The sequence below is a fragment of the uncultured Ruminobacter sp. genome (assembly GCA_902764345.1).
Classification (GTDB): Bacteria; Pseudomonadota; Gammaproteobacteria; order Enterobacterales; family Succinivibrionaceae; genus Ruminobacter.
In genome coordinates, this window is sequence record CACWVT010000015.1 from 1 (window position 1) to 23,176 (window position 23,176).

Genomic DNA, 23,176 nt, shown 5'->3' on the forward strand with positions numbered 1-23,176 from the left:
CTGGCTGACTTAAATAAGAATCAGCTGGCAAATCTGGCGATGAAGGCTTAATTTGGTAAAAAATTTATTTTATAGGTTTTTATAGATCCAAAATAGCGGGATATTTTGGGAATTGGATAACGGTTATGAGATTATTTGTTGTCAGCGGCCGAAGCGGAGCCGGTAAGTCTATAGCTCTTGGTGTGTTGGAGGATCTGGGATTCTACTGCGTTGATAATCTGCCCATGTCCTTTCTGCCGGAACTGGTAAAACTCAGCAGCAGGGAATATTCATCAGTTGCCGTCAGCATAGACATCAGAAACTTTACCAACGATACCGTTGATTACACCGGATTTATCGATTCCGTAAAAAACGATCCAAACAATGAAGTGATAAGTATATTTCTGGATGCCGATGATCAGATCCTGATCAAGCGTTATGAGGAAACCAGAAGACTTCATCCTCTGTCAAAGGGACAGCAGAAGCTTTCTCTCGGTGAGGCCATCGTGAAGGAGCATGAGATTCTTGACCCGATAGCAGAGCTTGCCGACGCCCGCATTGACACTTCCAATCTCAGCATTCACGATCTGACTCAGCACATAACCTCACTGGTGCTCGGAAAGAAGGAAAAGACCCTGACCATGATTTTTGAGTCCTTCGGTTTCAAGAACGGTATAGCCAAGGATGCGGATTTTGTGTTTGACAGCAGATTTCTGCCAAACCCTCACTGGGTTGCCAAACTGAGACCGCTCACCGGCCTTGATCAGGAAGTGGTTGATTTCTTTGCCGACTATCCGGAAGTTCAGCTGTACATCCAGAACATAGACAGTCTTCTGAATCAGTGGCTTCCTTTCTTTGAACGTTCAAACAGGAGTTATCTTACCGTGGCAATAGGCTGTACCGGCGGACAGCACCGCAGTGTGTACATTGCCGAAACCCTGGCCAAATACTTCCAGAAGAGAAAGAAGGAAGTTGTGGTAAAGCATCTGTCCCTTAAAAAGACCAGACGCATGTAATTCACGCGTTTTCTTATTTTCAGCGTGAAATCTTTCGGAGTCGGTCTGTACGTTCAGCAAATTCATCCCATTCATTTCCGTTGACGGTGCCGGTAAGGCCTTTTACAGTGTTTTGATTGGAGTGATGCCGGTGTTTCAGTGTCTGTAACGGTGAAAATCAAGCCGTTTGCGCCAATGTTTTCTCTTATTGATTAATTAGCTAAGTTCCATCTGTCCGCACGGATTTTTTGCCGTCTTTAATATCCATTCCCATAATGCCTTTTTGTTCAAATTAGAGTATAATTCACTTGGTTTTATATTTTGTGTATTCCTTTTAAAGGAATGATTTTTGAGTAAGTTTGTTTTTAAGAAAAACAATATTGATTTGTGGTCTTTTTAAATGCTAGATTCAAAATATCTTCGCGGCGAGATTGAATATGCCGCAGCTCGCCTGGCAACCCGTAATTTTAAGCTTGATGTCGAAAAGTTAAACGCTCTGGAAGAACAGCGTCGTGAACTTCAGATTAAAACTCAGGATCTTCAGGCTCAGCGTAACAGCCTCTCCAAGTCCATTGGCGTGGCCATGAAAAATGGTGAAGATGTTTCTGCCATTAAAGAACAGGTTAAACAGATCGGTGATGAGCTTACGGAAGTTAAGGCTAAGCAGGATGCCGTTCTCTCTGAAATCAACACTTATGCACTTACCGTTCCAAACATTCCGGATGATTCAGTTCCTGTAGGAAAGGATGAAACTGAAAATGTAGTTGTTCGCGTGGTTGGTACCCCAAGAGAATTTGATTTCGAACCAAAGGATCACGTTGCACTTGGTGAAAACCTTGCTCAGCTTGATTTTGATAATGCACGTAAGATTTCAGGTGCCCGTTTTGCCCTTATGCGCGGTCCGATTGCAAGACTGCACAGAGCACTGGCTCAGTTCATGCTTGATCTTCATACCGAAAAGCACGGTTATTCAGAATGCTACGTTCCTTATCTCGTTAATCACGATTCACTCTACGGTACCGGTCAGCTGCCTAAGTTTGCGGAAGACCTTTTCCATACTTCACTTGACGGAAATGCCGACGGAGACAACGTAAACCGTAAGTTCTGTCTGATTCCTACCGCTGAAGTACCTTTAACCAACATAGTCCGTGATACCATTCTCGATGTTAAGGATTTACCTTTAAAGGTTACCGCACATACTCCTTGTTTCAGATCTGAAGCAGGTTCAGCCGGACGCGATACCCGCGGTCTTATCAGAATGCATCAGTTTGATAAGGTGGAAATGGTTCAGGTTGTTCATCCTGATCACTCATGGGAAGCTCTTGAACAGCTTACATCAGATGCTGAAGACGTACTTAAGGAGTTAAAGCTTCCTTACCGCGTGCTGGCTCTGTCAACCGGTGACATGGGCTTCAGCTCAGCCAAGACCTATGACCTCGAAGTTTGGATTCCTGCTCAGGGCTGCTACAGAGAAATTTCTTCATGCTCTAACTGTACCGACTTCCAGGCAAGAAGAATGCAGGCCCGTTTCCGTGATACCGATGGTAAGACCAGACTGGTTCACACTCTGAACGGTTCCGGCCTTGCAGTAGGCCGCTGCCTTGTAGCCGTTATGGAAAACTATCAGCAGGCTGACGGTTCAATCGTTGTACCTGAAGTTCTCAGAAAGTACATGAACGGTCTTGAAGTAATTAAGGCTGAGTAGTCTGAACCCGGATTTTTCCGGAAGTCCTGATTCAGGTAAATAAGAAAAATGATCCCGTGATATCAGATGATGGTGTCACGGGATTTCTTTTGCCCGGATAAGTACCGCATCAGTAGAACAGACCTGAAGCAGCGTCTTTATCACACGCATTACGACTGAAAAGAAAAATCCCGTACCGCAGCAGTAAATCTCATATGGAGTCACTGAGCGGTACGGGATTTATGGAGTTATGAAAGTCCTTTTAAGTCCTGTTACATTACTCTGTCGCCAGGCTTAACGCCACTGTCTGCACTCAGCAGGAAGATGTCGCTGTCACCTGAACCTGCACTCAGAATCATGCCTTCGGAAACACCGAACTTCATCTTGCGCGGAGCAAGGTTGTATACAACGATTACGAAGCGGCCGACAAGCTCTTCAGGATTCTGGTAGGCAGATTTGATTCCTGAGAAAATCTGACGCTTTTCACCGTTACCGAGGTCAAGCTCGAAGCGGAGAAGCTTCTTTGATTCAGGAACCGCTTCACAGGCAAGAACCTTTGCGGCACGCATGTCAACCTTGGCAAATTCATCAATGGTGATTTCGGCAGGAGCTTCATCGCTGTCCTTTTTGGCCGGCTTCTTTTCAGCCTTTGGAGCAGGAGCCTGTTCAGCCTTGATATCTTCCTTTGAGTCTTCAATCATCTGGGCTACGGTCTTACTGTCGATTCTGTTGAACAGAGCCTTGAAAGGCTTGATTTCAGAACCGGTAAGAGGAGTGTCAATGCTGTCCCATGACAGATCCGTTGCCAGGAAGTCTGCACTTTTTGCAGTTAATTCAGGAAGAATAGGTGACAGGTAGGTGATAAGGATTCTGTACATGTTGAGAGACATGGTACATACGTCCTGAAGTTCCTGCTGTTTGCTTTCGTCCTTGGCGATAACCCATGGCGCCTTGTCGTCAACATATTTGTTGGCAAGATCCGCAAGAGACATGATTTCGCGGATGGCATGGCTGTATTCCCTGTTAAGGTAATCGCTGGCGATTGTTTCCTTAACGGCGGTGAACTTGGCAAGAAGTTCCGGATCAGCAATGCTGTCACCGAGTCTGCCACCGAATTTCTTGGTTATGAAGCCTGCGGTTCTTGAGGCCAGGTTTACAATCTTGTTTACGATGTCTGAGTTAACCTTGGCAACGAAGTCTTCAAGGTTAAAGTCCAGATCGTCAATCTTACCGTTCATCTTTGAGGCATAGTAGTATCTCAGACATTCCGCATTGAAATGCTTGAGGTAGGTTGAGGCCTTGATGAAGGTTCCCTTTGACTTACTCATCTTTGCGCCGTTTACGGTTACGTATCCGTGTACAAAGATCTTGCTAGGTGACTTGTAGCCGCAGCCTTCAAGGGTTGCCGGCCAGAACAGTGAGTGGAAGTAAAGGATGTCCTTACCGATGAAATGAACGATTTCAGTATCGTTATTCTTGTTAATGACGTCATATACGTCAATGCCCTGTTTGTCGAGAAGGTTCTTCAGGGAGGCCAGATATCCTACAGGAGCGTCAAGCCATACATAGAAATACTTATCATCGGTTCCCGGAATCTTAAAGCCGAAGTATGGTGCGTCACGGCTGATGTCCCACTGCTGAAGTCCCTGTTCAAACCATTCCTGAAGCTTGTTGCTCATTTCAGACTGAAGGGCACCGCTCTTTGTCCAGGTCTTGAGGAATTCCTCGAACTGCGGGAGATCAAAGAAGAAGTGTTCTGAGTCCTTGAGAACAGGCTTTGCACCTGAAATTGCCGAATAGGCATCCTTCAGTTCGGTTGGGGAGTAGGTGGCACCGCATACTTCGCAGTTGTCGCCGTACTGATCAGCTGCACCGCACTTAGGGCAGGTTCCCTTTACGAATCTGTCAGGAAGGAACATGTTCTTTTCCGGATCGAAGAGCTGAGAGATTGTACGGCTCTTGATGTAGCCGTTTTCCTTCAGCTTGTTGAACATGCAGGTACAGATTTCCTGATTTTCCGGAGAATTTGTACGATAGTAGTTGTCATAGGTGATGTTGAATCCGGCAAAGTCTGCACGGTGTTCCTTTTCTACCTCGGCAATCATTTCTTCCGGGGTCTTGCCAAGCTTCTGAGCCTTGAGCATTATAGGACTTCCGTGCTGGTCATCGGCACATACAAAATATACCTTACGGCCGAGCATGCGCTGGAAACGCACGTAAATGTCAGCCTGAATGTGTTCAAGAATATGTCCTAAATGAATGGAGCCGTTGGCGTACGGCAGGGCACATGTTACGAATAGTGGTTTTGCTGTAGAAGTCATGAATGAATAACCCCGAAAAAACTAAATTATTAACAAACGTGCGTATTCTATCACATTTTTAGTTTTATCTTAACCATAAAAAGGGGCTAAAAACGAGTAATTCATCCCAGTCCGTACGGTGACGGCAAAGGTGGTTTATCAACCTGTATTTCACGATTCTTGAAATAAGGAAAACGGCATCTCAAATGCCGTTTTCCAAGAGTTGAGTTTTGCTACGGAACGTTACACAGTACCGCAAGCAGGGCAGAATACGTTATTTGATGAGGTTTTCCGCCACGAAGTCCCAGTCCACATAGTCAAAGAACTCGAGTACATAGTCCTTGCGACGGTTCTGGTAGTCCAGGTAGTAGGCATGCTCCCATACGTCAATGCAGAGCAGCACGCACATGCCGTCAGTAAGAGGTGTTGCAGCATTACTGGTGTTTACTATGGACAGCTTGCGGCTTACCGGATTCTGTACCAGCCAGGTCCAGCCTGAACCGAAATTGCTGATGGCGCTTTTTGAGAACTGTTCCTTAAAGCTGGCCATGGAACCGAAATTGTCATTGATGGCATCTGCCAGTACCTGTGGAACAGGCACTGCTCTGCTTTTCGGACACAGACCGTTAAAGTAGAATTCATGATTAAATGCCTGGGCAGCGTTGTTGAAGATCGGGCCTATGGACGTCTGAACAATTTCCTTGAGTGACTTGTCCGCAAAATCAGTATCCTGAATCAGGGTGTTTGCGGTGTTGATGTAGTTCTGGAAATGCTTGTTGTAGTGAAAATCCATGGTTCTTGCGGAAATGAACGGCTCAAGTTCATCCATTTCATATTTAAGCTTAGGTAAAAAAAGACTCATGATAACTCCTTATTATTTGCGATTAGTTATGCCTGAGCGGAATCATGCGTGTACTGTCATTTCACTGCCGTTGCGGATTCCTGCTTTAAGGGAGATTTGAAACCTCTTAATTTGATTATATGTTATCTGTGTTTTTTTAACCCGTTCTAAATTTTATTTATTTTAAAATTGAGAATCAGTCATTCAATATATTCGGGATAATGAATAATAAACAACATAATAATGTAAATCATATGTTATCTGACAGCCGTAGCTGAAGTTATTAGGATAGGAAGGCCGTTAATATTGCCGAATTTTATGTCCGTTATCGGGAGGTGGACTGTATAAGTGGAAACCACTTATGCCTGAATTCATGTTTTTTTGCGGATACAGTCCCATTATTCCGTAAAATCAGCCTGTTTTTAAGCATCGGTCACGGCTTTATTATAAAATCATGAATACAGACAATATCGGATTTTGGATAAGGACTGCTTTTTGTGAGTGGAATTTTTTCTCCCGTGGTCCCGTCTCCGTCTAATTCAAATTAGGATACTGATAATGAACTACGTAAAATCTTTCTTTCTCAGGGTATGGTTTCCGCATACCAGAATTCTCTGGGCGCTGCTGTTTCTCGGTTTTATTTTTTATGAAGCATGCGGCCTTTATTTCCAGTACTGGCTGAAGCTTAATCCGTGCATAGAATGTGTCTATGAAAGAGCCTGCTTCATGTTTTTCGGGGTGGCCGCACTTATCGGCGTGACGGCTCCGAAGCATCTTATCATAAGACTTGCAGCTTCCCTGGTATGGCTGGTTTCATCGGTATGGGGACTTATCATAGCCATCGAGCACAGAGGTTATGAAATTGATTATCAGAAATCACTGCAGGATCCGTTCGCCTCTTTCAGCACCTGCGGTTTCCATGCGAATTTCCCGTCATACATGAAGCTTGATGAATGGCTTCCGTCAGTGTTTGCGCCTACAGGGGTGTGCGGTGACGCCGCATGGGACTTTGCAGGACTTACCATGGTCCAGTGGATTATCGTTATTTTTGTCTGCAATGCCGTGGTTGCCGGTCTGGTAACTCTGCTGTCATTCATTCCTTTCGGAACCTATCTTGGATTGAGAAACAGAAAAGGATAATTACGCAAAAATTAAAGGAGACTTCCCACATTTATAAACCGGAAGAGAACATGCAGTGATTCTCTTCCGGTTTTCATTTTCAGATGATTTTTTCGGAGAATTACCTGAAAAAAGAGGTTCTCAGGAGGATATTCATCAATATTGTGACCTCGGTTTTAAAAGAATTATTCTTTTATGCAGATTGCCTCATGGAAAAAGGTGTCTGTCTTATAATCAGACATGGACGTCGTTTTTATCTAACATCAGGAAGATATCTATATGGATAATAACAATGGCAATAATCCAAACACCCAGTCGGATGCTCAGTTTTCCAGTGCATCACCGGCATACGAGACAGTAACAGTAGATAAGCTTACCTACATTCTGCTGGCATTTTTCCTTGGTGCATTCGGTGCACACAAGTTCTACGCCGGCCAGGTTAAGGAAGGCATTATTTATCTTCTGATGCTGCTCTTCTCATTCCTGGTTATTCCGGGAATTGTAGTTACCATTCTTGCCATCTATGAACTTATTGTTGCCATGATGGTTAATGACAACGGTGACGGTAAAATTACCCTGAAGAAGGGCTTTGTTCTGACCAAGCCTAACTAATGGATATGGGAGAGACGGTTTTTCTCAAAGTCTCTGTCTCATAAAAACAGAATGCGGTGTACCGGAATTTTCCGAACACCGCATTTTTTATGATCTGTCTGGCCGGGGCATGACGGCAGTCCGCTTCTGACAGCCACTGTTTCCGTTATGATTCAGCTGAATCCTGTTTAAGCAGGGAAGGGATGGTGCTGAAGAAAAGTCTCAGATCCTCAGTTTCCCTGCGGATGTACTCTGACTGTTCCGGCGGAGTTTTCTTGAGGAACAGACTGTTGCAGGTGTACTGATGCGGCAGACTCACGTTTATGTCGCACTGAAACTCGTGAATGAAGAACGGAATGGATATGTGTCCGTAATCCCTGTTGACCGGCATGCCGGCGTCAACCGTGAGACTTTCCGGCCACGGCGCAAATTTAGGATTCGGATAGGTATCAAAGGTCCAGAAACCGAGATTTGAAAATAACCCGTATTTGGTGAGCATCAGCGGAACTTCCCCGTTTACGAGCGGAAGGTGCAGGGTCTTAAGATACAGATTAAAATCTCTGCCGCCGACAATCGGAATGAATTCGTCAAACTTGCCTGATTCCTTTATGAAGAGGTGCAGATTGTGTTCCCTGATGTAAGGAAGAAGCTTTTTCTCAAAAAGCCAGAATCCGTCAGTAAGTCTGTTTATGCAGACTATCTCATACTCACTGACCCCGTTCCAGCGGGTATCAAGAACCTCGGCATTAACCAATGGTTTCAGGGCTTCCCTCAGCTTTGAGAGATCCTCGTGCTCCCAGCCGGGGACAGGAAGCATCTCGTTGAGTCTGTTGTTGCAGCACAGGTAATAGCTGTCAATCAGTGTCTGTGCCTGACGCGGAAGATATCTTACCTCGGCCGCTGACAGACAGATGTCATAGAGTCTGCAGAGTAGAAAAGCCGCAAGATAAGAGCCCCATGACGGAAACATCTTGATTATTCTGTCTCCGCAGGTTTTGAGGAGGTCATCATTTTCCTGCTGGTTAATGATGCCGATGCTGAATGCGCAGTCAACAAGATCCAGCTGCTTTATGAGATTGCTGGCCACTATTCCTGTGTCTGCGGCTATTTCCAGTATGGAGGCAAACTTGTCGCAGAAGGTGTTCATCCAGTTCAGACGTCTTTCATCGCAGATAATCTTGGAAACCGAATACTTCATGGCAAGATGCGGATCGTGACCGCATTCTTCATAGTAATCCGCCAGATTCGGGTTGATCTCGATTTCGTCAATGAAATTTTCCATTGCGGATGAGTCATTTTTAAGACTGAGGCGGGAAATTGCGTTCGGATGGCTTTTATTGTAGTTGTAGAAGAATTTGAATGCACCGATTTTCCAGGCGTTGGTGTCTCTCATGGAAATGAGATAGTTTTTCAGAGAGGTGTAATTGCTTACCTTATCCTGTCTCAGCAGTCGTTCGGTGTACGCCAGAACTTCGGACTGACAGGTCTGAGTGGCCCAGTAGAGTTCCGGAGCAGAAAATGGAACAAAATGCGGTTCGTTAAGATGATTTATGAATCTCAGATTAAGGTAAGGATTAAAGCTCATTGATTTTCGGTTTTCTCCTGACAAAAAAACTGGAGCGGTTTATCATTCCGGCTGTCATTCATATCCGCCTTACGGTATTTTAGCAAAAAAAACATCACTACATTGTTTTTTAATGTAGCGGGCGTGATCCTGCGATAAACTTTTGTTTGGAGGAAAAGAGAGTATTTCCCGAAAAAATATGTTGGGACGGCGACTTTATCTGTTTCCGGTAAGCTTATAAACCAGCGGAATGTTTACCTGAAGATTAAGTCCCCGGATGCCTGTATCAAATCCCGTGAGTTTTTCTCCAAGCTCCTCCATGGCCCGGTCAAGTACTTTAGAGCCCGTGCCTTTTATGATTACCGTTTTTGTTACCTGCCCCTGACTGTTTATGGTAACCCTGAGTATTCCTCTGCCTTCAATTCCTCTTCTTCTGGCCTGATACGGATACGAATGAAGCTCTTTTGCTCTGGCAAGAAGTGCTCCGTAGGCTTTTTGATAGTTCTCTGAATCGGCTGCTCCACTGTGAGAATCCTGTCCGTCATGCTCTACTCCGGACGAAGCGGTTTTTGTTCCTGAACCGTCTGTCCGTGCAGCTGCCGCCCCGTTCGATAGCGATGAATTATTTACTGTGGCAGTGGCGGTATTTTCTCCCGTTTGCGTCCGAGGGGGCTTTTCCCGCTTATGATTCGATGTCTTTTCAGACTTTGTGGTGATGTCTGTCTTCCCCGTGACCGTGGAATGAGGCTTCGGTAATCGTTCTGCATTATTTTTTACTGAGACCGCGCTCTTGGTTCCTTTATCAGTAATCACGGGAACGTCTGATTCCCTGGATTTATCTGTGTCAGTCCTGTTCACGGCAGTATTTTCCGCTTCCCTGTCCGAATTCTGGAGTGATTCGGCTGAAGCTGAATCAGTCGTTTCAGATTCCGGAGCTTCGGAAATCTTTTTTTCAGGTAAAACGTACGGACTGCCGGAGGCCGTGCCCGGTGCCGCGATAATCCCGGTTACGGTAATTCCCGTCATTTCACCGCCGCCTGACGCTCCCTTACGTGTTTCCTCTCCGACAAAAAGATACAGCACGAGCAGCAGTATGAATACTGTTCCCGCAGATGCTGTGAGCGTTGCGTACTGTCCGGTTCTGTCCGTCATCTTTGCTGTTCTTTATCAGGGGTTACTGTGGTGATTACTATTCTGCCGTTGCGGTGGGTTTTGGCAAGATCGATGATTTTAAGCACCTTTTCAAAAGGAGTTGTCTTATTTGTATAAAGGTTAATTTCCTTTTCCGGACTGGAGATTATAGCCTCTTCCAGTTCCTCGAGAGACACGGGGCTGTTATCGAGCATAAGTTCCCCGTTTTCATCAAACCCCGTCATCAGATACCTGCCGTCGGTGATTGAGGCCGAATGCTCCGAAGCCGGCAGTTCTGCCCTGATTCCCGTGGTGATGAAGCTTGTAGTCAGCACAAAGAAAATAATGAGCATGAAGATGACATCGATTAACGGAGTTAAATCAATGGAAATGTCTTCACTGTCAGAATTATTCATGAAATCAATCATTCCGGCTGTTTCCCTCTATGTGTTACTGCGTCAGCAGGATTAGTCGTCCGTTCCGCTGAAGCTGAGTTTCTGGAGTATCTCCGTCTGCCGGGTTCTCAGAGCGGGATCCGATAACAGTTCATCCGTGTGAAAGCTTATTCTTCCAAGGATCATTCCGTTAACTGATCTTAGCCACAGATTCAGCAGGTGATAGACAATAAGTGCCGGAATGGCAATAACCAGGCCCATTACCGTGGTAATGAGGGCTTCGGATATTCCTTTGGAAAGAAGTCCGGCATCAACGCCGGTGCTCTGCGCCAGTGCCTGAAAGACGTCCAGCATGCCGAGAACCGTTCCCAGAAGACCGCATAGCGGGGATATTACGGAAATAACCTTAAGACATGTAAGGACTCCGAAAAGCTTTCTGAGTCTGACATTGAAAAGAAACCCCGTTTCCTGACGGATATTTTCCGCAGTGATTTCCTTTCGGCTGAGGAGGCGTTTCAGGGTCAGCAGTGTTATGTGGCAGAAATCGTTGGATCTGACGAGCCTTTCGGCATCATCAGGAATCTTCCGCAGATTCCTGATGAATTTTCTGAAGTGCATTAGGGAATAGAAAATGTAGCTTGCGCCGTAAATAGACAGAAAGCAGGCTGCCACGGCGAGTATTATCAGCAGAATCCCGACGGGACCTGTAAGGTTGTATATGTCACTGAACATGGATGTTACGGATTTTTCCTGATATTTGCCTGATGTGAAACAATATATTCATTATTATACATCATCTGTTTTCAGGGAATGTCTGCAGGATGGGGATTTTGTTAATTACGGGCTGAAGGCCGGCTCCGTGCACCTTACGAATCATGAAAAAAAAGATACCGTGATGAGAGCATCACGGTATCCTGATAATTACTGTTAACGGATTAGACGGCATGTGCCGCCGGTCCGTTTTATTTTACTTGGTGCAGACCTTCTGAACTTCACTGAGCCAGCCGAGGTCGATGAAGACGTCGGTCATGGCCGGAAGAACAAACCAGGTGCAGACAAAACCGACAACGGAAAGCACTATGGTGTACGGGATGGCCATGAGGAACATTCTGCCGTATGACAGTCTCACAAGCGGAGCAATGGCGGAAGTCAGCAGGAAGAGGAATGCTGCCTGACCGTTAGGGGTGGCCACTGAAGGCAGATTGGTTCCAGAGTTGATGGCAATTGCCAGCATGTCAAACTGCTCTCTGTCAAGATGACAGCTCTGAAGTGCGTTGTTAATCTGGGAAATGTATACGGATGCCACAAACACGTTGTCTGAAACAGCGGACAGAATACCGTTGGCAACGTAGAACAGCGGAAGCTGGGCAGCCTTGTCCACGGAAAGAACCCATTTGATGATTGGGTCGAACAGACCGAGGTGGTCGATGACTGCTACTATGGACAGGAACACGCAGAGCAGGGAGGTGAACGGTAAGCTTTCGGTAAAGGCCTTGCCGATTTCTGATTCACTGTTCACGCCGGTTGCGGTGGTGGCCAGAATGATTACGGTAAGACCGATTAAGCCTACCGCAGCCAGATGAAACGCAAGTCCCACGATGAGCCAGAGAGCCACGATGGCCTGACAGACAAGGGATACTTTGGTGCGCATGGTGAGCCCGTTCAGGTTCTTAAGGTAGTTCTGTTCAAGAATCTGATATACCTTTTCAGGCAGAGGCTGACCGAAGCCGATGATTTTGAACTTTTCAACGAAGATACAGGTAAGAATGCCCGCAATGAATACCGGTACTGAAATAGGACTTACGCGGAGGGCAAATTCAGTGAAATGCCATCCGGCGGTGTCGCCGATAATCAGATTCTGAGGTTCGCCGACGATGGTAAAAATACCGCCTAAGGCAGTACCTACGGCAGAGTGCATCAGAAGTGAACGCAGGAAGGCTCTGAAATTGTCCAGATCAACGCGGTCTTCAGCGGTAATCCCTGAGTTGTCGTTCATCTGGGTCTTGGCGCCTGCAACGGCTCTGTGATAGATGCCGTAGAAGCCCGTGCATACGGTAATGATAACGGCAAGAACCGTAAGGGCGTCAAGGAATGCTGAAAGGAAGCTTGCAAGCACGCAGAAGATTACCGAAAGTAGAATCTTTGATCTTACCCTGAGAAGGATTTTGGTAAAGATGCTTACCAGAAGCTCTCTGATGAAGTGGATGCCCGCAACCATGAACATCAGCAGAAGGATTACTTCCAGGTTGTGGTAGATTTCTGCCTTTACTTCATGGGCAGAGGTCATGCCGATGGCAACGGCTTCAATGGCCAGGAGACCGCCCGGAAGAAGCGGATAGCACTTGAGTGCCATGGCCAGCGTTAAAATGAATTCGGCAACAAGGCACCATCCTGATATTACAGGTGAACACATGTATATAAAAGGATTGGCGATAAGGAATAATATGATGATGCGTTTATACCATGAAGGGGCGTCGCCCAGAAAGTTTGTTCTGAGTGCATCAATCACGGCTCCGAATGTCGACTGATTTGCCGGGGTGACTGTATTCATATGAAACAAATCCTCAAACTCTAAAAAACCAAAAAAACGAAAAATTGATAATCCGAGCATATTATACATATTTTTGTGAGGCGGGTTAAAAGATTGTAAAAAAATAAAAAAGATTGTCTGAAATTACTGAGGTAAGAAAAAATTGTACGGATTTGAGCAGGATGTTCGGCAAGTGAACAAAAGTTCCGTTTTTTTCGTATAGCCATTTAAAATCTAAAGTGATAAAATGCACACGTTTTTTTTGTTTCGGCTGATTTGATGTTGTTTCCGGCCGATAATTGTTTTTTGTAAATCAATCGGTATTGTGTGTATGAGTTTATTTTCCTTCAGTGAAATCTCGATCATCACCATTATGATTGCTTTATCCTCAGTAATTGGTATAGCGCTGGGTGCAGTAAAGTATAAAGGTGTGGGTCTGGGTATCGGCGGCGTTCTGTTCGGCGGTATTTTTATGGGATGGCTTGCTCAGAAGATGGGGTGGATTCCGGAGTTTTCCAAAGATTCTTTTGATGTTCTTGCCGCCGGCGGTGTTGATGTTGTCAAGACCGCAAAGTCAGTAAACGAAGTTCAGTGCTTCAAGCACATTCTTCATTATGTTCAGGAATTCGGTCTGATCCTGTTCGTGTATACCATCGGTATTCAGGTAGGCCCGGGATTTTTCGCCAGCCTTAAGGGTTCAGGCGTTAAGCTTATCGGTTATGCGATTGCCATCGTATTCATCGGCGCTTCAATCGCCCTCAGCTTCAACGTGTTCTTCGGTCTGAATCTTGATTCAACTGTTGGTATCTACGCAGGTGCCGTAACCAATACTCCTGCTCTCGGTGCAGGTCAGGCAATGATTGGTGACCTTGTTAACGGTCTTAAGGAACAGGGACTCAGTGTTCCTGAAGGCTTTGACGTTAAGAACGTTGCTTCTGCTTATGCCGTAGCATATCCGTTCGGTATTTGCGGTATTCTTCTGACCATGCTCCTCATCAGATTCTTCTTCAGAGTAAACATCAACGCTGAAGGTGAAAAATATGAGCTTCAGAAGAAGAGCAACAGAAAGGATCTGAACACTCAGAACGTTTCCGTAAACAATTCAGATCTGTTCGGTCTCAAGATTTCTGAAATTTCAGTTCTCCAGAACGGAAAGGTCGGCTGTTCACGTCTCAAGAGAGGCAACATCCTCATGGTTCCTAAGTCTGATACCGTCGTATATGCAGGTGACATTCTTCACCTCATCGGTGAAAAGGACGAGGATCTGAATGAGGCATGCAGTTTCATCGGTGAAACCGTACAGGTTTCATTAACCACCAAGGGTACCGATCTTTCAGTACGCAAGGTTGTTGTTACCAATGAAAAGATTCTCGGTAAGAGTCTTGACGCACTTGAAATCAAGTCTAAGTTTGACGTTGCTGTTTCACGTTTAATCCGTACCGGTATGGAATTCATTCCTCACAGCGGTACCGTGCTTCACTTCGGTGACCAGTTGAACATCGTTGGTCGCAAGGAATCAATCGATGCTGTTGCCAATGTAGTAGGTGACAGTGCCGTAGCCATGCAGAAGGTTCATATGATGCCTGTATTCGTAGGTCTCGTTTTAGGTATGTTCCTCGGCTGTCTGGCAATTCCTGTTCCTGGTCTTCCTGCCGCACTTAAGTTAGGTCTTGCAGGTGGTCCGCTGGTTGTTGCAATTCTTCTTTCCCGCTACGGTCATGTTATTACCATGGGTAAGATGCACTGGTTCATGCCTGCTTCAGGTAACAGTGCCTTAAGAGAAATCGGTATTGTGCTCTTCCTTGCAATCGTAGGTTTCAACTCAGGTGCCAACGGCTTCGTTGATACCCTTATTGGCGGTGACGGTCTCAAGTGGATGGGTTACGGTGTGTTCGTAACATTTATTCCTATCTTCATCTGCGGTATTCTGGCATATAAGTTCTCCAAGATTAACTATCTGTCAGTATGCGGTGCGATGGCAGGTTCCATGACAGATCCTCCGGCTCTCGCTTTTGCAAACGGTATGTACAAGAACTCAGAAGCAAGTTCTTTAGGTTATGCAACCGTATATCCGTTTACAATGTTCCTGCGTATTCTCACTCCACAGCTGATGATCGTGATTGCATACGCACTTATGTCTAAGTAATATTTCTTAGACTGCAGAATAAGGACGGCAGAGGTTATCCCCCTGCCGTTTTTTATATGCGGCAGTTAAAGAGGATTAAGTTAACATGTCCTTTTCACCTGCACCAATGTTACCGGTTCGGAAGGTTTAAATGAGTAAGACAGAGAAAGACGGTGAAGTATTGTGGTTTTCATCTCTTGTAAAACAGGGAATGATTGTTTTTATTACGCGTCCGGTGATGTGGGTGCAGTCGTTTGTGATGGCCTGTATTTCGGTGCTTCTTTTTCCTCTCTGCTGGTGGATTTTGCCCGGATTTATGGCCTTAAAGAAGATTGGCTGCGTAAAATATCTTGTCGGTATGTCGCTGCGTCTCAGGTGGCTGTTCATGTCTGAGTTTCCGGTAATGACTGCGCTCTTTTCCGGATTTGTCATAATATACTGTCATCTCTGGGAGACTGAACTGCAGGAAACGTTTGACGGAAGCTCAGTCTCAGCTACGACCGTTTTTCGTTTCAGAATCCTTAACTGGCTGGGATTATCGTTTCTTTATCTTGTAATGGTGCTGAATACCCTGATTTTCTATATTTCCGTCAAGGTTCCGTCACTTAAGGTATTTCATGCGGTTACGGTATCGGTGAAACAGCTTGTATTCAACTGCGTGCAGCTGGTACTTCTCGTGCTGCTTCTGTCCGGAGCGATAGTTCTGTTCGAGGCTAATCTTCCGGCAATAATATCCTTTTTCATAAGATTCCTGCAAACTTACGCACCTCAGATAAAGGATCTGAACGTTACGTTAAGTTCCGCAACGGTGCTTGCCGTCGGTATCGTTTATTACATGGGGGCGGCAGTCTGGGTACTCAGGCTTGTATCGCGCAGAATGTTTATGGAGCTTCTTGAAAACATCAAAGGCGGAAAGATTAGCGTAAGGGGTGGTTTTTAGGTTCGGTATATTCTGTTTGGCGCTGACAGGGGCAGGGGGAATGCCTTCAGGCATATGACGTCTGACCAGCATCTGCATGTACTCGTTTTAGGACTGCTGATAAATTATGGGAAAATCCCGTAAAACCCATAAAAAATTAATAAAAAACAAGGCTTGAGCCTTGGGGAAAGCTGGCAAGCCTTGACTTGGAGGTTTGGTTTAATTAGTTTTAAATAAACCGCTACGTGGTAATTATATAGATGTCAGTTTTATCTCACGCCATGCGTATGCAATCGTAAAGGTTTATATCAGTATTAGGTATTAATACATTCCGTTCTCGTTAAATACCTCGCGCAGATTATCAAGCTTCTGCAGCAGGGCATGAGAAAACACGTCTGAACCGGCTCTCTTATAATTGTCTACCTGATTCAGAGCGGTTCTTTTTGAACCGTAATATACGGACCATACTTCCGCAACCTGTCTTAAGTTTGGATTTTTCTTCAGAAGGGCAAGACAGCAGGTTTCGCGGGTAGAAGGAGAAATCTGGCCGCTGCGGGATTCAATACGCTTGATTAACTCATTCGGATTGTAACGGCTTGCGTACTCCTCACTTGTTGTTTCCATGTTACGCAGACCGGCTTTTCCGTAGTTGCCGGACATTAAATTAGTTAAAGTGTTCAATAGTCCCATGAGTATCCACCATTGATTATCATTATTATTAAAATTCTTTTTTTTTGTATGGAATCGGATTGAGTTTTTTCATGTTCGCAACATTGAAAAATCAAAGATAATTCGTACCAGTCGACGAGATCATCACTCAACGATTTTTATTTTAGTTAAAAGAATGTTGTTTATGTGGATTAATTGTTAAAAGTTTACACGTAATCACATTATTTGCGTGGAAAAATCTGATTAACTGTGACCACTTCCTCATAACTCGGCTTAATAATCAGAATTAGTTGGAAATTTATAAATCGATTTGTGTTTATTTTTTAAACAGTTGTCTCTGTTACACGGGGAGGTTGGTTTTTGGATAATCTGCTTTTTATTTTCCTCTGCATGCTTTTGTGCACCTCCTTTTTTGTGAATTGGGATCTTAATTGATATTCATGTTACCCTTATTATGTTGATTTGCTTTTATGAGAATATAAAATATAAGTATATTTTGGCGCTTTTGAATATGTGTTGTTTTGACTGAGGTTCGAAGCTTTATGAAGAGACTTGTGTGTGAGCTGTGCGGAGGTGTTGATCTGGTTAAATCCGGAGATCTTTTTGTCTGTCAGAGCTGCGGTGTAAAATATACGGAGGAAGCCGCAAGAAAGATTCTTGACATCAACATAAATATGTCAGGCTATTCAAAAAAGCAGATCGATAATTTTATGGAGCTGGCCTCTAAGGCACTTACGTCAGGAAATTGGAATGAGGCCTTAAGATACAGTCAGAACATTCTTGAAAATGATACCGGTGATTACAGAGCGTGGCTCATTAAAGGTGCGGCCACCGGATGTCTTAATGCGATAAACGGAAATTATAATCTCAGTGAATGCGTGAGCTGTCTGACCACAGCCATTTCCTGTGCTCCGGAGGAGCATAGGACAGAGGCTGTTGAATCGGCAGTCACCAATATTGAAAGCGTGCTTGTTCTTTACGGAAATTTACTTGACGGGCGCTTTTACATCTACTCCATCCGTAATGACATGAATTCTTTAAATGCGTTACTTAAACAGTATTACAGCCTGTGTGAGCCGCTGCTCACTCAGTATGATCCTGCACGAAGAGACTCCTCTGCATCAGGTTTTGCCTCCAAAATTAACAATGTTGCCTCCCGCATGTGGAATGAAGTAATTCCTAATCTGCCGCGCATAGGAGAACGCATGACTATAGATCCTCAGAATTTTAATGATGCCTTTAACGAAGCTACGGTCATTATTGAAATGCTTAATGCAGCCGTAAACCTCGGCAGAAGTGATGCTGCAGGAACAGCTACAAGAAGCAGAAATCTCATAGAAGTCCATGATGCTCTGATTTCTGCTCTGTCTCTTTCGTATGACAACATAAGGGGAGAATATGTGGCTAAACCAGGACAGAATATTGATGTTATCAAACGTCTTGTCAACGATGTTATGCGGATTCATGAGGATTTAAAAAAGCTGGATCCAAAGCATCGAGTGCCGTCCAAAAGCAGATATTTCGTAAAACGTCAGATTGGATGCAGTGTGTTAGTACTTATCGGCGTGATTATGATGTTTTTAATCATTGTTATGATGGAGATAATAGCAGCCCGATGATACCTTTTTTATGGAGGTGATTTTGTTTTCTGATGTGATTTCGTTTCTTTTCTGATAAACTCTGCTTACGGTATGTGTTGATGAATTTATAATCATAAATCACCGTTACATATGTGTTTTGGGGCATTATTACTGTTTTTGACGACGTGGCTGTTTGGTATGGCTCAGTCTCTGACTGAATGCTTAAGTTGCAGGATAAAGGTACACGAGCCGCAGCCATGTCAGTGTCTGAGCGGTTTTGACTGGGGGAACCTAATGAACGTTTTACTTCCGGATGTTAACAGATTAGAGGGATTTTCCTTTAAGGACTTTCTGTTGCGTCAGCCTGTGGCTGCCAAGGTTCCCGGGGCAGTGGCAAAGGACTGGAAGCGTGCCGCCATAATGTCGGTAGCCTCACTTCCTTTCTGGGGAATAGCAGGAACTGCGTGCGGCTGCTGTTTTCTTTTTTTCTGCTTTCCTCTGTTTTTTCCGCTGATTATCAATATTCTGTCCGCTCTCGGTTTCATGTACGTTATTGCCTCACGGTATGGACACGGCAGGGAAGGGGTATACGGTGACATGTTCGGAATGCTTGGAAGATCTGTTCCCGGTATTCTGATGGTATCGGTTCTTGATTATTTTCTTCTGTTCTTAATTCTCGGCCTTCTGGCTCTGGTTTTTATCTTGGGACATCTTTCCGAGTTCCATGGATGGCTGATTTCGGATCATATGGCGGAGAGCGGTATCGCTGATGCGGAAAATACCGGTTCCTCCTTTTTCGGCGTAAGAATGTTTTCGTTTGCGGTGAGTTTTGTTTTCGGGATCTGCTATTTCTTTTTTAAGGCCTATGCAGTGCCTCTGATTGTGCTGGGCAGGGTTTCCGCACCTAAAGCTTTGTGGCTCAGCATGGTTGCAGTCAGGAGAAATATGGCCCGTCTCTGGAGCTGCATGTTTTTTTACGCCATTGTGTTCAGTCTGATTCTTCTTATCTGTGTCAACACGCTGTTTCTGTTTCTTTCCGACGGTTTTACCTTTTATCTGTCTGTTTTTATGCAGGCACTGACCGGATACGTAAGCGAGGATTATCTTGCGGCGGGGCTTACCATTGTGGGAATCCTGCTTCTTCCCGTGCTTACGTTTATTCTTGCAACCCTATGGCCGGGATTCTACTTCGGTGGCCAGGGGGAAGCTGTCATGGACATTTTCTGGCCTCATCTCAAGAGTAAGTACTCCGGACACTGACGGTTTAACTTCAACCTGAATGACAATACTCCGTTTCCGTCTTTTATGATACGTCTGCAGTGTCATAAATCTCTTTTGGCTGTTTTGCTGCAACCTATTTTTACAGTGCGCCTGTTCATTTAAAAACACAAATACGAATGTTTGAGCATGTCGTATCGGATCATCGTTCGTATTTATGATAAAAAATATTTATAACACAGTATAATTAAATAAAAATTGCCTATAACAATAAAAGAAAATATAATCTTACCTGTTCTTGAACAGGCTTTGGTCAGCATCTTTAATTCGGCATTTAATACTGATTTCTACCTGTTTGGGACTGCAATTTTAAATCCTGTCCAACATAAATTTTTTACCAAAAACAGTTTTACTGTTTTTATATAACCATAAATACAAGGAGATGGATAATGTTAAATACCATTATCGGTTATCCGCGCATCGGCGGAAAGCGTGAACTCAAGTTCGCTCTTGAAAAGTACTTTAAGCATGAAATTCCTGCAGAAGAATTACAGAATGTTGCTGCAACCATCCGTAAGCAGCACTACGGCTATTTTGCTGAACAGAAGATTGATCTTGTTCCATGCGGTGATTTCTCTTTCTATGACAACATGCTCGATACTGCCGTTCTGTTTAACATTATCCCTGAACGTTACGTAAAGGCCGGTCTGAATGCCCTTGATACTTATTTCGCCATGGCCCGCGGCGTGCAGACTTCCGGTGTTGATCTCAAGGCTCTGCCTATGAAGAAGTGGTTCAACACCAACTACCACTACATCGAACCTGAATTTGACGGTAAGAACGATGTTAAGTTTAATCCTGTATTCCTGTCAGGTCTCATTGACGAAGCCAATGAATTAAAGCTTAACTACAAGGTTGCTCAGATTGGTCCTTTCACTCTGTTAAAGCTTGTTAAGTACGTTGCAGGCACTTCAGTTAAGGATCTTAAGGATGACGTTGTTAACGGTTATGTTGAACTCCTTAAGTTCTGTGCTTCAAAGAACGCTTCATTCGTGTCTCTTGCTGAACCTTCACTGGTTAAGGATCTTACTGCTGAAGACAAGCAGCTCTTTGTTGAAATCTATACCAGACTTCTCGCTGAAAAGGGCAGTCTGAAGCTTGGTCTTGATACTTACTTCGGTGACATCAGAGACATTTATAACGAAGTTACCGGTCTTGGTTTTGATGCCATTTCTCTTGACTTTAAGGAAGGCAGAAAGACCTTTGATCTCATCAGGGCAAACGGCTTCCCTAAGGATACCGTTCTCGTTGCAGGTTTAATCAACGGTAAGAACATTTGGCGCAGCAATTACGAAACCATAATCAAGGCTCTTGATGAACTCAAGTCTTTAGGCATCAACTGCGTTCTCGGCTGCAGCTGTTCATTATTACACGTACCTGAAAGTACTGAATTTGAAACCAAGCTTTCAGAAAAGGTATTAAGCTATCTCTCATTTGCAAGACAGAAGCTTGCCGAACTCCATGAAATCAAAGCCATCGTTAACGGTGAAGAAGGTGCTGACAAGTTCCTCGCTGCCAACAAGGCTCTGTTCAGTGTTAAGCGTGTTGAGGATGATGCCGCTCTTGATGCCAAGATCGCTTCATTAACTGATGCGGATTACACCAGATTACCTGAAAGAACCGAACGTCTCAGCATTCAGCACAAGGTTCTCGGTCTGCCTTTATTCCCAACCACTACCATCGGTTCATTCCCTCAGACTGCTCAGATCAGAGCCTTAAGACGTGATTACAAGAACGGTGTTATCACCCAGCAGGCTTACGAAGACGGCATTGCAGCTCTTACCGTTGAGTGCATCAAGTTACAGGAAGACCTCGGTCTTGACGTACTTGTACACGGTGAATTCGAACGTAACGACATGGTTGAATACTTCGGTGAAAAGCTCGAAGGTTACATCTTCACTCAGAACGGCTGGGTTCAGTCATACGGCAGCCGTTGCGTTAAGCCTCCTGTAATCTGGGGTAACGTAACCCGTAAGGAAGCCATGACCGTTAAGATGAGTGCCTTTGCAAACAGCAAGTCCGATAAGGATGTTAAGGGTATGCTCACCGGTCCTGTAACCATCTTCAACTGGTCATTCCCACGTGAAGATCTTCCTGTTAAGACTTCAATCCAGCAGCTTGCTCTTGCTTTAAGAGATGAAGTGCTTGATCTTGAAAAGGCCGGCATCAGAATCATCCAGATCGATGAAGCTGCATTAAAGGAAAAGTTACCGCTCCGTCGCAGTGACTGGGAAAGTGAATACCTCGATTTCGCAATTCCTGCATTCAGACTCGTTCACAGCGGTGTTAAGCCTGAAACTCAGATTCACACCCACATGTGCTACAGTGAATTCAACGAAATCATCCCTTGGATTGATGCAATGGATGCTGACGTAATCACCTTTGAAGCTTCACGTTCAGACTTCGCTGTTCTTGATGCATTAAAGGCAAATAACTTCAAGACTGAAGTAGGTCCTGGTGTTTACGATATTCACTCACCTCGCGTTCCTTCAGTTGACGAAATCGTTAATGCTCTTAAGCTCATCGTTTCAAGAGAAGACTATCACAAGGTTTGGGTAAACCCTGACTGTGGTCTGAAGACCCGCGGCAACGAAGAAACCGTTAAGAGTCTCCAGAACCTGGTTGAAGCTGCCAAGATCTTAAGAAGTCAGTTCAACTAATGTAACGGATGAAGTCAGTCTGAAACTTTGTTGATGACTGTTCACTAAATCAGGCCGGACGGTAATATCGTCCGGTTTTTTTTACTAGGTGAAACGGAGGCATACCTGTATTTTTAGGACGGTATTGCAGGCTGAGGTCTTCTATTCCGTACGTAATTCGGAACAGATCAGGTGCGTGGTGTACCTCGGATGTTTTCTGCAGATGGTGACTGTGTGTGCGAGACTGTTTTATCACGGTATGTAGCATTAGTGCTGATGGCATACGGAGGCTATGGCATTGAGTTTCTTATCAGAGCTGTTCGTCAATATCCAAAAGCTCCCGAATGTAAGACGTTGGGTAGAGGCATATGACTTTTTTATGATGCAGGAATACAACAACGTAAAAGCCAATTATGAAAAGCCACAGAGAAGGATTCAGATGAATTGTTTAATTAGGAGCCTTTTGTCAATATTTGATGAGGAAAAGAGTAAATTATGAAGGTAAAAAATTGACTAAATTGTTATTAAATACAGAAAAGAACATCTTTGAGAATGTTAAAAAGAGGCACTTCTATCTATAAATAACATGACTATATATTTTAGATGGTAAATTTTTAAGCAAACAATACCATAATTATCTCAATAGCTTTATTTTGTGAGAATAAACTAAGAAATAAATGCATGATTTGTGATAGTTTGAAATAAGTTTGGTTCGTCTGTTGTGAAGTTGACAAGGATATTGTTTTGAACGGGTAGATATTACGGTAAACATGTGATGATTACGTTAATGTGACATAAAGAGATTTCACACTTACAATGTGTTAGGCTGAATACTAT

General features: G+C 44.4%; 17 protein-coding genes. 9 read left to right on the plus strand and 8 right to left on the minus strand.

The features are described from left to right. Positions 1–125 precede the first annotated feature (125 nt). Positions 126–995: an RNase adapter RapZ gene (gene rapZ, locus QZU58_RS04235; protein ID WP_294463535.1), complete on the plus strand. Its 870-nt coding sequence runs from the start codon at positions 126–128 to the stop codon at positions 993–995. Between the two features lie 379 nt (positions 996–1,374). Continuing rightward, positions 1,375–2,679, plus strand: coding sequence for a serine--tRNA ligase (gene serS / locus QZU58_RS04240; RefSeq protein ID WP_294495234.1), 1,305 nt, complete (start codon positions 1,375–1,377; stop codon positions 2,677–2,679). A gap of 251 nt (positions 2,680–2,930) precedes the next feature. Here serS and metG read toward each other — a convergent pair whose 3' ends face one another. After that, complete coding sequence (gene metG, locus QZU58_RS04245; protein WP_294461451.1) at positions 2,931–4,979, minus strand: methionine--tRNA ligase; 2,049 nt, start codon at positions 4,977–4,979, stop codon at positions 2,931–2,933. A 253-nt stretch (positions 4,980–5,232) separates the two neighbouring features. Beyond that, positions 5,233–5,820 (minus strand): superoxide dismutase, encoded by a 588-nt coding sequence (locus tag QZU58_RS04250; RefSeq protein ID WP_294461453.1) that lies wholly within the window; start codon positions 5,818–5,820, stop codon positions 5,233–5,235. Positions 5,821–6,357: 537 nt separating this feature from the next. On the opposite strand from QZU58_RS04250, the gene dsbB reads away from it, so the two are divergent. Next, the gene (gene dsbB / locus QZU58_RS04255; protein ID WP_294495237.1) at positions 6,358–6,939 is read left to right on the plus strand and encodes a disulfide bond formation protein DsbB; all 582 of its coding nucleotides are present in this window, start codon (positions 6,358–6,360) and stop codon (positions 6,937–6,939) included. 258 nt (positions 6,940–7,197) lie between these two features. Then, positions 7,198–7,530 carry a TM2 domain-containing protein gene (locus QZU58_RS04260; protein ID WP_294461457.1) on the plus strand — a complete coding sequence of 111 codons (333 nt, stop codon included), beginning with the start codon at positions 7,198–7,200 and terminating at the stop codon, positions 7,528–7,530. A gap of 145 nt (positions 7,531–7,675) precedes the next feature. Here the strand turns inward: QZU58_RS04260 and QZU58_RS04265 are convergent, their stop codons facing one another. From QZU58_RS04265 to nhaB, 5 genes are all read right to left on the minus strand, one after another. Next, positions 7,676–9,094 carry a DUF1266 domain-containing protein gene (locus QZU58_RS04265; RefSeq protein ID WP_294495240.1) on the minus strand — a complete coding sequence of 473 codons (1,419 nt, stop codon included), beginning with the start codon at positions 9,092–9,094 and terminating at the stop codon, positions 7,676–7,678. A gap of 195 nt (positions 9,095–9,289) precedes the next feature. After that, positions 9,290–10,225, minus strand: a complete 936-nt coding sequence (locus tag QZU58_RS04270) for a TonB family protein (RefSeq protein WP_294495243.1) — start codon at positions 10,223–10,225, stop codon at positions 9,290–9,292. Beyond that, a complete protein-coding gene (locus QZU58_RS04275) occupies positions 10,222–10,620 on the minus strand; it encodes a biopolymer transporter ExbD (RefSeq protein ID WP_294461462.1) in 399 nt (132 codons plus the stop codon). The genes QZU58_RS04270 and QZU58_RS04275 overlap by 4 nt, the downstream gene beginning before the upstream one ends. A 51-nt stretch (positions 10,621–10,671) precedes the next feature. After that, on the minus strand, positions 10,672–11,331 hold the full coding sequence (locus QZU58_RS04280) for a MotA/TolQ/ExbB proton channel family protein (protein WP_294461464.1): 660 nt from the start codon (positions 11,329–11,331) through the stop codon (positions 10,672–10,674). A gap of 235 nt (positions 11,332–11,566) precedes the next feature. Continuing rightward, entirely contained in the window at positions 11,567–13,150 is a 1,584-nt protein-coding gene (nhaB, locus tag QZU58_RS04285; protein ID WP_294461466.1) for a sodium/proton antiporter NhaB, read from the minus strand. Positions 13,151–13,460: 310 nt separating this feature from the next. Between nhaB and QZU58_RS04290 the strand changes: the two genes are divergently transcribed. Next, positions 13,461–15,275 (plus strand): putative transporter, encoded by a 1,815-nt coding sequence (locus QZU58_RS04290; protein ID WP_294495247.1) that lies wholly within the window; start codon positions 13,461–13,463, stop codon positions 15,273–15,275. 130 nt (positions 15,276–15,405) lie between these two features. Further along, entirely contained in the window at positions 15,406–16,194 is a 789-nt protein-coding gene (locus tag QZU58_RS04295; protein ID WP_294495250.1) for a hypothetical protein, read from the plus strand. Between the two features lie 300 nt (positions 16,195–16,494). On the opposite strand, the gene QZU58_RS04300 is transcribed toward QZU58_RS04295, so the two are convergent. Beyond that, positions 16,495–16,863 carry a hypothetical protein gene (locus QZU58_RS04300; protein ID WP_294460881.1) on the minus strand — a complete coding sequence of 123 codons (369 nt, stop codon included), beginning with the start codon at positions 16,861–16,863 and terminating at the stop codon, positions 16,495–16,497. A 521-nt stretch (positions 16,864–17,384) separates the two neighbouring features. Between QZU58_RS04300 and QZU58_RS04305 the strand changes: the two genes are divergently transcribed. From QZU58_RS04305 to metE, 3 genes are all read left to right on the plus strand, one after another. Next, a complete protein-coding gene (locus QZU58_RS04305; protein WP_294495254.1) occupies positions 17,385–18,461 on the plus strand; it encodes a hypothetical protein in 1,077 nt (358 codons plus the stop codon). A gap of 255 nt (positions 18,462–18,716) precedes the next feature. Next, complete coding sequence (locus QZU58_RS04310; protein WP_294495257.1) at positions 18,717–19,682, plus strand: hypothetical protein; 966 nt, start codon at positions 18,717–18,719, stop codon at positions 19,680–19,682. Between the two features lie 407 nt (positions 19,683–20,089). Beyond that, positions 20,090–22,360 carry a 5-methyltetrahydropteroyltriglutamate--homocysteine S-methyltransferase gene (gene metE, locus QZU58_RS04315; RefSeq protein ID WP_294495262.1) on the plus strand — a complete coding sequence of 757 codons (2,271 nt, stop codon included), beginning with the start codon at positions 20,090–20,092 and terminating at the stop codon, positions 22,358–22,360. Positions 22,361–23,176 lie beyond the last annotated feature (816 nt).

Coding starts and splice junctions, on each gene's coding strand:
- QZU58_RS04280 (WP_294461464.1), bottom strand. CDS start 11,331: ATGTTCAGTGACATATACAACCTTACAGGTCCCGTCGGGATTCTGCTG.
- rapZ (WP_294463535.1), top strand. CDS start 126: ATGAGATTATTTGTTGTCAGCGGCCGAAGCGGAGCCGGTAAGTCTATA.
- metE (WP_294495262.1), top strand. CDS start 20,090: ATGTTAAATACCATTATCGGTTATCCGCGCATCGGCGGAAAGCGTGAA.
- QZU58_RS04260 (WP_294461457.1), top strand. CDS start 7,198: ATGGATAATAACAATGGCAATAATCCAAACACCCAGTCGGATGCTCAG.
- nhaB (WP_294461466.1), bottom strand. CDS start 13,150: ATGAATACAGTCACCCCGGCAAATCAGTCGACATTCGGAGCCGTGATT.
- QZU58_RS04295 (WP_294495250.1), top strand. CDS start 15,406: ATGAGTAAGACAGAGAAAGACGGTGAAGTATTGTGGTTTTCATCTCTT.
- QZU58_RS04300 (WP_294460881.1), bottom strand. CDS start 16,863: ATGGGACTATTGAACACTTTAACTAATTTAATGTCCGGCAACTACGGA.
- QZU58_RS04265 (WP_294495240.1), bottom strand. CDS start 9,094: ATGAGCTTTAATCCTTACCTTAATCTGAGATTCATAAATCATCTTAAC.
- QZU58_RS04275 (WP_294461462.1), bottom strand. CDS start 10,620: ATGAATAATTCTGACAGTGAAGACATTTCCATTGATTTAACTCCGTTA.
- serS (WP_294495234.1), top strand. CDS start 1,375: ATGCTAGATTCAAAATATCTTCGCGGCGAGATTGAATATGCCGCAGCT.
- QZU58_RS04270 (WP_294495243.1), bottom strand. CDS start 10,225: ATGACGGACAGAACCGGACAGTACGCAACGCTCACAGCATCTGCGGGA.
- QZU58_RS04305 (WP_294495254.1), top strand. CDS start 17,385: ATGAAGAGACTTGTGTGTGAGCTGTGCGGAGGTGTTGATCTGGTTAAA.
- metG (WP_294461451.1), bottom strand. CDS start 4,979: ATGACTTCTACAGCAAAACCACTATTCGTAACATGTGCCCTGCCGTAC.
- dsbB (WP_294495237.1), top strand. CDS start 6,358: ATGAACTACGTAAAATCTTTCTTTCTCAGGGTATGGTTTCCGCATACC.
- QZU58_RS04290 (WP_294495247.1), top strand. CDS start 13,461: ATGAGTTTATTTTCCTTCAGTGAAATCTCGATCATCACCATTATGATT.
- QZU58_RS04310 (WP_294495257.1), top strand. CDS start 18,717: ATGAACGTTTTACTTCCGGATGTTAACAGATTAGAGGGATTTTCCTTT.
- QZU58_RS04250 (WP_294461453.1), bottom strand. CDS start 5,820: ATGAGTCTTTTTTTACCTAAGCTTAAATATGAAATGGATGAACTTGAG.